This is a genomic window from Sphingopyxis sp. P1IMeth2 (genome assembly GCF_900185685.1).
GTDB lineage: Bacteria > Pseudomonadota > Alphaproteobacteria > Sphingomonadales > Sphingomonadaceae > Sphingopyxis > Sphingopyxis terrae_A.
In genome coordinates, this window is record NZ_FYAT01000012.1 from 335,706 (window position 1) to 347,308 (window position 11,603).

At 61.7% G+C, this 11,603-nt stretch carries 14 protein-coding genes; 8 read left to right on the forward strand and 6 right to left on the reverse strand.

Going from position 1 to position 11,603, the window contains the following annotated elements:
- Positions 1-2 precede the first annotated feature (2 nt).
- Positions 3-2,138 (forward strand): Atxe2 family lasso peptide isopeptidase, encoded by a 2,136-nt coding sequence (locus P1IM2_RS08365; protein ID WP_186402134.1) that lies wholly within the window; start codon positions 3-5, stop codon positions 2,136-2,138.
- Positions 2,139-2,162: 24 nt separating this feature from the next.
- On the opposite strand, the gene P1IM2_RS08370 is transcribed toward P1IM2_RS08365, so the two are convergent.
- The 6 genes from P1IM2_RS08370 to P1IM2_RS08395 form a co-directional block, all read right to left on the reverse strand.
- Positions 2,163-3,953 carry an asparagine synthase family protein gene (locus P1IM2_RS08370; RefSeq protein WP_186402135.1) on the reverse strand — a complete coding sequence of 597 codons (1,791 nt, stop codon included), beginning with the start codon at positions 3,951-3,953 and terminating at the stop codon, positions 2,163-2,165.
- Entirely contained in the window at positions 3,953-4,618 is a 666-nt protein-coding gene (locus tag P1IM2_RS08375; protein WP_186402136.1) for a lasso peptide biosynthesis B2 protein, read from the reverse strand. The genes P1IM2_RS08370 and P1IM2_RS08375 overlap by 1 nt, the downstream gene beginning before the upstream one ends.
- A 53-nt stretch (positions 4,619-4,671) precedes the next feature.
- Entirely contained in the window at positions 4,672-4,812 is a 141-nt protein-coding gene (locus P1IM2_RS08380; RefSeq protein ID WP_186402137.1) for a benenodin family lasso peptide, read from the reverse strand.
- Positions 4,813-4,968: 156 nt separating this feature from the next.
- The gene (locus tag P1IM2_RS08385) at positions 4,969-5,607 is read right to left on the reverse strand and encodes a GntR family transcriptional regulator (protein ID WP_186402138.1); all 639 of its coding nucleotides are present in this window, start codon (positions 5,605-5,607) and stop codon (positions 4,969-4,971) included.
- Between the two features lie 3 nt (positions 5,608-5,610).
- Positions 5,611-6,027, reverse strand: coding sequence for a multiprotein-bridging factor 1 family protein (locus P1IM2_RS08390; protein WP_186402139.1), 417 nt, complete (start codon positions 6,025-6,027; stop codon positions 5,611-5,613).
- 143 nt (positions 6,028-6,170) lie between these two features.
- Positions 6,171-6,548, reverse strand: a complete 378-nt coding sequence (locus P1IM2_RS08395; RefSeq protein ID WP_186402140.1) for a hypothetical protein — start codon at positions 6,546-6,548, stop codon at positions 6,171-6,173.
- A 381-nt stretch (positions 6,549-6,929) separates the two neighbouring features.
- Between P1IM2_RS08395 and P1IM2_RS08400 the strand changes: the two genes are divergently transcribed.
- The 7 genes from P1IM2_RS08400 (at position 6,930) to P1IM2_RS08430 (ending at position 11,578) form a co-directional block, all read left to right on the forward strand.
- Entirely contained in the window at positions 6,930-7,235 is a 306-nt protein-coding gene (locus P1IM2_RS08400) for a hypothetical protein (protein WP_186402141.1), read from the forward strand.
- A 19-nt stretch (positions 7,236-7,254) separates the two neighbouring features.
- Positions 7,255-7,995: a DsbC family protein gene (locus tag P1IM2_RS08405; RefSeq protein ID WP_186402142.1), complete on the forward strand. Its 741-nt coding sequence runs from the start codon at positions 7,255-7,257 to the stop codon at positions 7,993-7,995.
- A 199-nt stretch (positions 7,996-8,194) separates the two neighbouring features.
- Positions 8,195-8,512 (forward strand): hypothetical protein, encoded by a 318-nt coding sequence (locus tag P1IM2_RS08410; RefSeq protein WP_186402521.1) that lies wholly within the window; start codon positions 8,195-8,197, stop codon positions 8,510-8,512.
- 115 nt (positions 8,513-8,627) lie between these two features.
- Complete coding sequence (locus P1IM2_RS08415; RefSeq protein WP_058539826.1) at positions 8,628-8,894, forward strand: hypothetical protein; 267 nt, start codon at positions 8,628-8,630, stop codon at positions 8,892-8,894.
- Between the two features lie 41 nt (positions 8,895-8,935).
- Entirely contained in the window at positions 8,936-9,535 is a 600-nt protein-coding gene (locus P1IM2_RS08420; RefSeq protein ID WP_222103009.1) for a type IV conjugative transfer system protein TraE, read from the forward strand.
- Positions 9,519-10,286, forward strand: coding sequence for a type-F conjugative transfer system secretin TraK (locus P1IM2_RS08425; protein ID WP_186402144.1), 768 nt, complete (start codon positions 9,519-9,521; stop codon positions 10,284-10,286). The genes P1IM2_RS08420 and P1IM2_RS08425 overlap by 17 nt, the downstream gene beginning before the upstream one ends.
- On the forward strand, positions 10,283-11,578 hold the full coding sequence (locus P1IM2_RS08430) for a TraB/VirB10 family protein (protein ID WP_186402145.1): 1,296 nt from the start codon (positions 10,283-10,285) through the stop codon (positions 11,576-11,578). The genes P1IM2_RS08425 and P1IM2_RS08430 overlap by 4 nt, the downstream gene beginning before the upstream one ends.
- Positions 11,579-11,603 lie beyond the last annotated feature (25 nt).

The following is an 11,603-nucleotide window of genomic DNA, read 5'->3' on the forward strand; positions in this document are numbered from 1 at the left end:
CCGTGCGCAACCACCGGAATCGCGCCCTCGTGCGCGCCGCCATATTCGCATCTCAGCTCCTCTATGCACAGCCGGGGCTGGCCGCAAATCCGGACTGTTCCGGACTGCTTCCACCCGCCTTCGAACGGGTCCGAGGGAATGGACGCGGCGTCGAGCCGGAAGATCTCGTGCGAGTGCGGGATATCGGTCCCCCGCTGAACGAGCTGCCTGATCGCCGGTTGTTCACGCTGTCGCCCGATGGAAGCGCCGTGGCGCTTCCACTTCGACAAGCCGATCCTGCATCGAACAGCTATTGCCAAGGCATCATGATCGTACCCTTGTCGGGCGCGGCCCCGCGGCTCGTTGACCAGGGTGGAGATCTCATCCGCTATGAAATCCACCAGCTCGATGGCTCTACGCAGGAAAGCGGGATTATCGAAGCAATCACGCCGCAATGGTCTTCTGACGGCCGGTGGATCATGTTTCTCAAGCGAGTGGACGGACGGACCCAGGTTTGGAAGGCGGCAGCCGATGGAGGTGGAAGCGCGCCGCTGACCGATAGCCCGATCGATGTCGATCGATTTCGGCTGATGCCCGATAGCAGAAGCCTCATCTTCACGACGCGCCCTGCGCTAGACGAAGCCAAGGCGGCGATCGAGCGAGAAGGTCTGACGGGCCATCACTTCGACGGTCGATATTTCCCGCTAGCCGGAAGCAAGCCGCAGTTGCCTGAGCACATTGCTTCCGTGTTCCATGTCCTAGACTTGGAACGGGGGGGCGTGCGCCCAGCGACGGCGACCGAGCGCGATGCGCTCGAGGCCCCATCCATCAAGAACCCGCGTGAGCCTGGCGCAGAGGCGAAAGGGAGCCGAATTCCCGAAGCGTGGGTTGAAATGACCGATGCCACTTTTGTCTATCCGGGCACCACGGTCAAATATGCTAGCGCCGACGGCCGAACCATTAGCTGTCCAGCGGATAGCTGCTCCGATGCACAAGCTCCGGCCTGGACCATCGCGGGCGGAAAGAGCGTGTTTTTTCTTCGGCGTGAGGGCTGGGCAAAGAGCTTGACCGGTCTGTACGAGTGGATCCCGGGCCAGGCGCGGCCGAGGCGCATTCTGCAAACGAAGGACTATTTTGCCGATTGCGAGCCCTCCGGGCGCGAACTCCTCTGCTTGCGCGAGACGTCGACCCGCCCAAGGCACCTTGTCCGGATCGACCTTCGGCGCGGTAGCATGGAAACACTCTTCGACCCAAACCCCGAATGGCGAGCCCTTCGGGTTGGAAAAGTCGAGCGTATGAACGTTCGTAACAGCTTTGGTCTGGAGAGCGCCGCAGACTTCGTCTTACCCGTCAATTATCAGCCCGGGCAACGCTATCCGGCGGTGGTCGTGCAATATGTGTCGCGAGGATTCTTGCGCGGCGGCGTCGGAGATGAATATCCGATCCACGCGCTTGCGAACAAGGGCTATGCGGTCCTCAGCGTCAACCGACCACCGCATCTCGGGATATTGGCCAAGGCCACGACCCTGGTTGAGGTCGAGCAGGTCAATCTTAAAGATTGGGGCAACCGGAAAAGCTTTCTCTCATCGATCGAGACCCCGCTGCGGCAGCTCATCGGTCGCGGGGTCATCGATGACAAGCGCATAGGCATCACCGGCATGAGTGATGGCTCGACGACCATCCAATTCGCTGCGCTACATAGCTCGCTTTTCTCCGCGGCGATTATGAGCCACTGTTGTTGGGAACGGTCTCAGGCATATCTGGACGGGCCGGACCTCGACGATCTCTACAGGCAGATCGGCTACCCAAGCATCCTCCAGCCCGCGCCCGAATTCTGGCGCGAGATTTCGTTTGCGCAGAACACCGACCGGATCGGATTCCCGATCCTGATCCAGGCATCTGATCGTGAATATGTCGGCGGCCTTGAGGCTTACACAGCTTTGAAACAGGCAGGACGGGTCGTCGATCTCTTCGTGTTTCCGAACGAATTCCACGTCAAGTGGCAGCCCGCGCACCGACTGGCTATTTACCAGCGGTCGCTCGACTGGTTTGATTTCTGGTTCAAGGGTGAACTTCCGACCGAACCCCGTCGACGGGCAGAAGCGGAACACTGGCGGGAGCTTCGCGAGAAATGCCATAAGGATGAGCATTGTGGATAGCGCCGGGATGCCTGGCGCATTTCGTCAGTTTGTGACGGATTTCCTCGTGCTCCTATTGTCGTGGATCGCGCTCGATTGCCAGGTCTCTATCCAAGCTTCGGTATCGAGAAGAAGGAGGATGCGCACATAGTTCGTGCCCTGCGTCACCTGATTCCTAGCAAGCACGGCTTCCAGCTCCTGCTTGTCAATGATCCCATTGGTTGCGAGCTGTCCCCCGAGAAGGCGATCCCGAACGAGGTCGTAATTGGATTTCAATATCTCCATTGCGAACGCGTCCGGTCCACCCTTCATTCGCCTGCGAATAATATTCGGCGGCAGCTTGGGCGCAAAGGCACGCCGCGCCGCGGACCGATCGACACCACCCTCGCAAGCCATCCAGCTGGGAATGGCCAATGCCGTCTCCACGACGGGTTGCGACAAGAGAGGTGCGATTTCCGTGAAATGAAGCCGCCTGTCATGTCCGTGCATATAATGTTGGGCGCGCGTGATCATGGCTATATGTCCGCATTTGCCGGGCAATGCACCCGTCGGCGCCTCCAGCCAAGAATGAGATGGCTTTTCCTGGATTAGGTGTTCGATCCAGCTTGGATGCAGAAACTGGGGTTCGCAGCGCCAGCTATATTTGGGTCCGCGGCGTCTCGGAATGGAGATGGCGCAGCGCGCTACCTCCCAAATACTCGCCTCTGTGACCTGCGCGAGGTCGCGTAGTGTCGCCAGAAGACCTGAAACGGTCGGAGCCGCGAGATAGCGGTCGACAACCGGGCGAACGGAACGCGTATTATAGAAGACATTGTCCCCTCCAGCGCCCGTGAAGAATGCCGTCGCGGACCGATCCACCATTTGCCGAACGACGGTCGCGTCATACGCCACCATCTGTGCCCGCCCTCCCGGCCTGGGCAAATGGGCGACGGCAGACTGCATGATATCGGCCTGATCGAGCCGATAGGTTCGCTTCTCGAGCGGCAGCGAGAACCATTCGCACAGTTCCTTGGCATAGATTGTCTCATCCCCTCGCGGTTCATTCGTTCTAAGCGTGAGGCATTCCAATTCCGGCGTTGCCGCCATGCACGACGCCAAAATCGAAGAGTCGAGCCCGCCAGATACCGCCAAAATGCTTTTATCGAATGTCGCAGCCCACCCCCGGCTGCATTGCTCGACAGCCCGGCGCAGTCTTTCGACATGGACGGCGGGATCCAACTCCGGTGAGTCCGAAACATAGTGCCACGGTGACCAGCAAATATCCTGCGAGCAGCCATTCCCGTTCACGGTCGCAAGGTTGCCCGCGAGCAAATCGGAAACCCCGGTCAGCCCCGTGCGAATCTGCGCGAGGTCGTCGACATAAAGAGTGGTCGCCACCCCGTCCCAGTCGATCGAAATGCTTACGAGGTCGGCATCGACCAATAGCCTGGGATCCGACGCGAACGCCACGACTCTGGGGCCGGTCACATAGCAACATGGCAGCTGGCCGGAGGGGTCGCGAAGCGCGCGGACCAGTTCACCATCGGTCCAGACAGCAAGATAACCGCCCCAGTAACGCTCCAGAAGTTGCCGGGCCGGCGCCGTGGCGAGGTCGATGCCGGACGCGGGGTCGAAGTTCTTGATCCCCGGCCCGCTACCGTGGCGATAGAACAGGTCGCCAATGATCGCTCCGGTGCCATTGCCAATCCCGAGGGGCGACCGTGGGTCGCTAGTCAGAACAGCGAGACGAGACGAGCGCCAATGGGCGATAAGTCCGGTTCGTCGGCCGACCTCGTCGACCAATTCGGTGTCGAGTTCGCCACCGCGCGAGGCCAAGACAAGATAGCGAAGCGCCATCAGATTGCCAGGATCGGCTTAAATAGGCGGACACGTTCAAGCGTGTCGTTGACGACATATTCGTCTCTCTGGATCCAGCAATGTGCGACGAAGGGATCGAGCTTGACGCCGATCACCAGCGTGGTGCGAGCCCGGCGTGTGAGGCAGAGCCGCTTGAACGCAATAGACAGTGGAAGGCATTGATCTTGACGCCGTATCATGACGCCCGTTGCCGCGAACGCCGCCGCAACCCGGTCGACAGCGGTTGGGTCATCGGCGCCTTCCGCAACGAGAGCGGCGCTCGACCGCGACATAAGGTCCATGACGTTTTTGAGAGATCGCCTGCCCAATTCGAACCGCGCCTTATGGACGGATATGAGTGCTGCAATCCGGTCGGTAATCTTAGCCATGGATGGCGCAGGCGCGATCTCGGCCATTGGCGGGGAGACTATTGCAGGTGACAGCACCGGCGTTCCCAGGCACGCGTCTACAACTAAGCCTCTCATGGCAATCGCGCTGAGAGCAGCCTCATCGCCTAGTTGCGCGGTACGGCCAGAGGCGAACCGTTGGAACGCCAAGTCTTGATCGGTCGGCAATTGAAAATACCGGTCGGCGCGAACGTCGAGAAATACCGTTCGTCCGGAGCAGACGCAAAAGTGCAAATCATCTCTCAGGCGCGCGATCATGGTTCACCCCCTCGCGGTTGGGCGCACAGCCTTGTGGCCGTGCGCCCTCCCGTTCAGTCGTCGGCGATTCCCGCGGCGCCGAAATCGCGGCCGCCCTTGGTGTCGAGGGGGCCAACGATGGACCCCTTGGTGACTTCGCTGGCAACGCCGAGGTCGATGACTTCAGCGTCGAGATCATGGTCATTGCGTTGCATGACACACTCCTTCATGAAACGCCGCGAACATTCGCGGCAGTCCCAGATTTACCGGATTCTGGAGCGGACCCGTTCAAATATACGCCGCAATTCTTGCTATATTTCCGTAACTTATAGGAAATTCGAAATTAACAAGCGCGGCGAAGGCAAGCCATATCAGGGGGTTGCCGTTAAGGTTTGGACAAGGGCGTAAAGCTGCGAGGCATGTTCAATACGCCGCCGATGATAGGCGATGACGCGCCTTCGGACGTTGGTTTTGACGTCGATCGTGCCGTTTCGAAAGAAGGTTCGAAGCTCGCGCTCAAGGTCGCCGAACAATCTCGGCTCGGCGAGTCGAAAATATTGAAGGCGTTCATTCGACCGCTGTACCGCCGCCACGAATTCTCTATTTCCAGACGCACCGGCGATGGTCTCAAAGGTCGTGCTTGTGGACTCCGCAAGTTCCACGGGCTCAAGACCCGTCCGAAATTCCGGCACACCGGCCATCGCTTGGCGGATTGCGGCGGCGCTCGACAGATGGAGCGCGGCGAGTAGTTGCTGGCCGGTCCAGATGTAGAGGCTGGTGAGCCCATGAAAATCGGGCAGCGCGATACGAAATCCGCCGTCGGGATGGGGCTCTACCAATGATTCGCCGACCAGCCGGCAAAGTGCCTCACGCACCGGGGTCGGGCTTGCCATGGACTGATCCGCGATCCGCTGAATATCTATGCGCGCGTGCGGATCGATATGCCCGGCCAGGATTTCATCCTTGAGCGTTCGATAAATCCGATCTTGGGTGACGCTCTCCGGTGCCATCGATCAAGCGGCCGATGAAATGCGGAGCCCCTGGCTCCAGCGGGGCGTGAGCGCGCTCGTCAGTTGGTCGAGATGCTTTTGCGCGACGACTTCGATGCACAATCGTTCGAGTTCGCGCAGATCCCCGATCGCCAACTGCATGGGGAAGGCCATCTTCTGCGAAAAGAACATCAGCGGGATGAGGATGTGCCCCGTCGAGATGTCCAACTTGTAAGCACAGAGCAGATGGTCATCGAGCCTTGCCTTCGGATTTCCGGATTCGATTTCGCGTAGCCAGCGCACGCCCATGCCGAGCTCTCTCGACAGTTCGCGTTGCGTCAGCCCTTCCCGTTTTCTCGCTTCCTCAATTCGCCTTCCCGACTGTTCCTTGATACGCGACAGCGGGCCTTCAGCGACGGAAGCCGCGTCTTCCAGCGACATTTCCGCGTCTCCTTCTCGGGAGATTGCCCCAGCCAAGGCCTGTAACTATTGGAATGCTAGGTGTGCATCACACCACGGTCAAACGGAACTGCCGCAATTCTTGCCGGGTCGCGTCGCGCAAGACCTTGAGAATGTGAAGGCTTCTATCCGGGCGCGCCGCTATGGGCTGTCGGCTTCACGCGCTCATAGGTCGCACGGAGCGTTTTGTGGTCGGTTCTTGTAAGTTGGTGCAGGGCGACAATGTAGATGCTCGCCAGGGTCGGCGCATCACGATCCGGCGCGACTTCAACGACGCGCTCGGCGATACGCGTCGCAATATGATTGAGGCCCTTGGACGCGCCGACATAATGATCCTCGCCGCCCTGAAGACCCGCTTTCGAAAGCGAGGCGAGTTGCTCCAGAACCTTTGGCGCCGGCATTCGGTCGAGACAATCGACTGCGACCTGGAGGGTGGTGCCCCAGGCGAGCAATGCCCGCGTGCTTCGGATCAGGTGGACATGGGAGTCGATGAGCAAATCCATGCCTGCCGGAGAAAGCCGCAATTTGAACGTGCGTGATTGCCGCGTCATCGGTCTGCCTCCCAGCACACAGAAAACCAGCGTGGTGATACCATCAGCATATTAACCATTTGCGGCGGTAAGCCGAAGTGCAATTTTCGGTCTCCCGGGATCAATTGTGACCCCGCGGACCGCCAATTGTGAATCAGGGCGCCGTTCAGGCAGCCTGGGCGCGGAATTTGCACAATCGGCACTTCAGTGCCCTCACCATTGTGCGCTCTTCGTTTCATCATCATTCCTCGCCTCGTTCCGGTTTGAGGAGACCAATGGGTCTCGGTTCATCAGGTCCGTTCCGGTCCACCGATCGCTAGTCACGGTGCAATTTGCGCCACGAGGAGACATGTCATGACGCCGTACAATCGGTGCCTTGCGGGCATCGCAATCCTGTTATCCGGCGGCACGCCGGCATCGGCCCACTCTGATGCGGGTCGCTGCGCCGAGCAGACCGAACCGTCCGCCAGACGAGGTGAACTGATCGTCACCCAGGACGCGAGCGGTTTCTCGATCGAGCGCCGTACCGTCCCGATCCTGGATCCTCGCGAGCCTTTGGCGAAAACGCCGGTCACGCTCGGCGCGACGCACCGGATCGACAGGTCGATCTTCCTCAACGCGGTCACGCCCGCCGGAGAGAAATTCGATGCGCGCCGCTAGTGCGTTGTGCTGCGCCGCCATGGCGATCGCGTCCCCTGCGCTTGCGCAAGCCTCATCGGCGGACGCTTCCGAAGAAGCGCTCGGCAACGCCGCCGTGCAGGCGGAACGGGAGCTGCGACAGACCTTCACCAACCTCCAGTTCGAGGAGTTCGGACCGGCGCCTGTAAGGGGGCCAATATATCAGGCGATCGCCGGCGGGCGAGTCCTCTATTTCGCGCCGGAAAGCGATCACCTGCTGTTCGCGGCGATTTACGACAAGAATGGCGTGAATATCACCGCGATGGCCCAGGATGCTAGTGCGCGAAAGCGGCTCGGGGCGATCGACGAACGCGATGCCCTGGTCATCGGCCCCGCCGGCGCACCCAAGGTCGTCGAGTTCACGGATCCCGATTGCCCCTATTGCCAGGCGCTCGATCGCTTCTGGGCGGCAAAAGCCGCGGAAGGCAAACCGGTCCAACGACTCGTCTATTTCGTGAGCGGCATCCATCCGGACGCGGCCGCCAAGGCCGAGCATATCCTGTGCTCCTCCGACAAGGCGGCGGCGTTCAAGGCTATCTATGCGGGCACGAGCCCTCGCGGCCTGGCAAAATGCGGGGCGGGCGCGGAGACTGTCGCACGCCACGCGGCAATGGTTCGCAAGATGGGCATTTCAGGAACCCCCACCCTCTTTGTCGATGGGAAGCTCGTGTCTGGCTTCCAGCAGGCGGAACTCGAGGCGTTCCTGAATGCGAAGAAGGGAGTCGCCGGAGCCGATCCCTGATCGGCACCCCGCCCCAAAAGCTCTGGCGGGCCCCGACCGCTCCCTGCCGCTCGCATGAGGGCGCCCGGAGGGGATCGAGGACCGGAATGCCGGCGGCATCGGCTTTCGTCGGAGGCCGTCCACCGCTGCCGTCGGCCGGAAACGATTTTCGTCGTGCCGGCAGGCAGTTTCGGACGGTCTCCCTTCAAGGAGAATGGACATGGTGACAATGTTTCGGGGAAGGACGTTCCGCACGATCGACGCGGTAGTGCTTTTCCTCCTGGCCGCAGTCGCGTTCGCTGGCGTGGCCCACGCGTTCCAGGCGCCCGCGGCCGGCGACCTCGGCTACGACATTTACGACATCGTCGTGAACAAGGGCGTGAAGGGCCCGCTGGGCTTCGTTGGCGGCGTAGCCGCCTTCCTGTTCGGCGTCTCGCGGCTCTTTTCCAACATCATGATCGGCATCCCGACGATCGTGGCGGCGGTCTGCCTCATCAAGGCGGATTCGATCCTCCAGACCTTCGGCATGGTGATCTGACATTCGGCGCGCCGCTCGCCGGTGGCCCCGGCGATCGACGCGTCATCCGGAACCGGGAGTGGTGGTCATTTCCGGGATGTCACGCCGACGCGTGATGAAGCATGGGAGAAGGACGTTGGATGAACGTCTGCCGCAGTTCCTGCATCGACCGGTCCAGATTCTCTGGTTCGACGCCCAGGAATTTGTCGTCGTCATGAGCACGATCTTCGTCGCGGTCATCGTCGGCGGCCTGATCGGCTGGGGACTCATCGGCGCCCTTCTCCTTTTCCTTCCGTGGAAGCGCACCAAACCGCGCGGTTTCATTCCGCACCTCGCCTGGCGCTGGGGTCTCATCCGCTTCCGCTTCTACCCGGGTCCGACTCAGACCCGCTTCTTCGAGTAGGTCCGATGGCAGGTTTCTTCAGACGCAAGGACAGCGCCGACATGATTGGCGACACGCGCCCGAGCTGGCATTTGCACCGCTATCTCCAGGGATCGGCCAATCTCTTCGAGGAGAACCGGTTGCTGAAGTTCGCGATCGCCGGCCTCTTCGGCGTAAGCATGGTGCTTGGCACCGTCATCTATTCGACGAACCAGGGTCAGCGCACGGTTATCGTTCCGTTCGGCGCTGCCGGTGACCTTTATGTCACCGGCAGCAAGCCCTCGGAAACCTATCTCCGCACGATCACCTTCAATATCGTCAGCCTCGCGGGAACCTATTCCGCCTATTCGGCAGACCGGCAGTTCCAGGAACTGCTGACGATCGTCCATCCAAGCGCCTACAACGCGCTTCGCGACAGTCTCAGCCATTTGCTTGGCGAGCTCGAGAATAATCCGACACTGTCGATCTCGACCTATATCCGGGGCGACCAGCCCGTCACCTACACGGCCACCGAGATATTGGTGCCCGTCGAAAAGGTCCGTGTGATCGGCGGCGTAATCCGCAAGTTCCGCGGCAATCTGCGCATTCGCTACGCGACCGAAAATGGCCGTTTCTGGCTGACCGCCCTCCAGGAGGAGAATTTCAATGCCGATATCCGGTAAGCGCCGGAGGCTCACCTGCCTCCTCGGCGTCCTGCTGACGCCGTCAGTTGCTCTCGCCCAGTCGGTCTCGGCGCTCCCCGACCAGACCAGCCGCATCCGACTCTCCAATCGCGACGTGAACCATGTCGTATGCCTCGGCGGCGAGATCGAGGATGTGAAATTCTCCACCGAAAAGGGTCTCGCGGTCGAGCGCGGCGGGTCCGACGCCTGGATCAAATTCCTCGTGCAGGAAATGGACGATGCCGGCGCCAAGACCCGCAGCTATGTGACGACGCCATCCGAGTTCTTCGTGTCCTGCAACGGTGCGATCTATCCGCTCTATGCGGAACCCGCAGACATCCCGGCGCAAACAGTGACGCTGGTTCCTGGGTCCGCCCAGCGCGCCCGCGCCAATGACGCTCTCCTCGCGCCGCTCGTCGAAGAAGAACGCGCCGTGGGCATCGCGCTCGCGATCCTGCAGGACCGTGTCCCTGCGTCCTTCACCGAGGTCGCTCCCACACGCGAGGCCATCGCCATCGGCGACCTACCGCAGGTCAAACTGACCGAGCGGCGTCGTCTCGAAATCGAGGGCGCGGGACTCTCGGCCAGTGAATATCTGCTCAACGCAGCCGACGCGGTTTCGCTCGACGAGCGCGACTTTCTCGATGGCGCTTTTGGTGCCGACATCTTCTCGGTAACGCTCGACCGGTTAACGCTCACTGCGGGAGAGACTGCGCGCCTGGTTGTTGTTCGCCGGAGTGCGCAGCCATGAGTGCGGGCACCGACAATGTCGCCCCGGGCAATGAAGCGCACGCCCGCGACACCCTTTCGACCGAGGGATCGCGTGGTCCGGCCCTGTTCGATTTCCGGGCCCAGTGGGACCGCATGACGTCGCGGCAGCAACTCCGCGCCAAGCAGGCGGGGGTGGTATCGGCCATCGCGGTGATCGGGTTCGGGCTTTACACCGCGAGTTCGTCCAAGGATGCCGAGGCACCGAAGCCGCCGGAAGCCTCGAAGCTTGACATGGGCGCGGGCCTGCGCGGCGACAGCCTCGAGGTGAAGCTCCGCGGAGACCTCCAAAAGATTCTCGACGGGCAGACGCTGCTCGGCGACCGGGTCACAGCTATCGAGGAAGGCAAGGTTGCGCCCGACAGCATGTCGGATGGCATGCCCGGGGCGGGCGGCGCGGACGATGGCCTGCCGCCCGCCCTTCCAGGCGAAGCCCCGGCCTATCCACCCGCTCCGTCCGAAGCGAATGCCGAGGCGGGCGCGATCCCGCCCCCGCCCGCGGCGCCGACCGCCCCGGCGCCGCCACTGGCGCCTCCTACCGAACGGCAGATCGGCGCGATCGGCGCCGCGACTTCGGCGCCGGTTCCCGAAGGAGGCGCGGCCAGCGGGGCTCGCTCAAAAAAAGCGAACCGGACGATTTATTTGCCGCCTGGTTTCATGCGGGCGCGGCTCCTGACCGGGATCGACGCGCTGGCGAGCAAGGACGCGACCAATAATCCAGAGCCAATCATCGCGCGCGTCCAGGCACCCGCCGTCCTGCCCAACGACGTCAAGGCGAATCTCGCGGGCTGCTTCGTGATCGGCAATGCGACCGGCAGCCTCGCCAAGGAGCGGGTCGAGGTCCAGCTCGTATCGATCTCATGCGTCGATTTCGATGAGCATGCGGTGGTCGACCAGACCATCAAGGGATTCTTCGTCGATGCCGATGGCAAGAAGGGCCTGTCGGGCAAGGTCGTGACGCGCGCCGGCGCGACGCTCGCCCGCTCCTTCATCGCCGGGACGATCGCGGGAATTTCTCAGACGGTCGAGGGCACCTTCGGCAGCCTGTCGACATCCGCGCTCGGCAGCGTCCGCAGCCTTGATGCCGGCGACGCCGCCAAGGCCGGCATCACCGGCGGCCTCTCGAAATCCTCGGACAAGCTCACCGATTTCTACCTCGACCTTGCCCGGCAAGCCGGTCCGGTCGTTGAGGTCGGCGCCGCCAAGGAGGTCGTCGTGGTCATCCAGGAGGGCATCGCGCTCGAAATCAAGCCGTCCGTGGGGAGCAAGTTCTGATGCGCCCCTCATCCAAGCCCAAGGG

Bases quoted from the DNA above. Each gene is read 5' to 3' on its own strand.
- P1IM2_RS08370 (WP_186402135.1), bottom strand. From the start codon at position 3,953: ATGGCGCTTCGCTATCTTGTCTTGGCCTCGCGCGGTGGCGAACTCGAC.
- P1IM2_RS08375 (WP_186402136.1), bottom strand. From the start codon at position 4,618: ATGATCGCGCGCCTGAGAGATGATTTGCACTTTTGCGTCTGCTCCGGA.
- P1IM2_RS08380 (WP_186402137.1), bottom strand. From the start codon at position 4,812: ATGCAACGCAATGACCATGATCTCGACGCTGAAGTCATCGACCTCGGC.
- P1IM2_RS08385 (WP_186402138.1), bottom strand. From the start codon at position 5,607: ATGGCACCGGAGAGCGTCACCCAAGATCGGATTTATCGAACGCTCAAG.
- P1IM2_RS08390 (WP_186402139.1), bottom strand. From the start codon at position 6,027: ATGTCGCTGGAAGACGCGGCTTCCGTCGCTGAAGGCCCGCTGTCGCGT.
- P1IM2_RS08395 (WP_186402140.1), bottom strand. From the start codon at position 6,548: ATGGATTTGCTCATCGACTCCCATGTCCACCTGATCCGAAGCACGCGG.
- P1IM2_RS08400 (WP_186402141.1), top strand. From the start codon at position 6,930: ATGACGCCGTACAATCGGTGCCTTGCGGGCATCGCAATCCTGTTATCC.
- P1IM2_RS08405 (WP_186402142.1), top strand. From the start codon at position 7,255: ATGGCGATCGCGTCCCCTGCGCTTGCGCAAGCCTCATCGGCGGACGCT.
- P1IM2_RS08410 (WP_186402521.1), top strand. From the start codon at position 8,195: ATGGTGACAATGTTTCGGGGAAGGACGTTCCGCACGATCGACGCGGTA.
- P1IM2_RS08420 (WP_222103009.1), top strand. From the start codon at position 8,936: ATGATTGGCGACACGCGCCCGAGCTGGCATTTGCACCGCTATCTCCAG.
- P1IM2_RS08425 (WP_186402144.1), top strand. From the start codon at position 9,519: ATGCCGATATCCGGTAAGCGCCGGAGGCTCACCTGCCTCCTCGGCGTC.
- P1IM2_RS08430 (WP_186402145.1), top strand. From the start codon at position 10,283: ATGAGTGCGGGCACCGACAATGTCGCCCCGGGCAATGAAGCGCACGCC.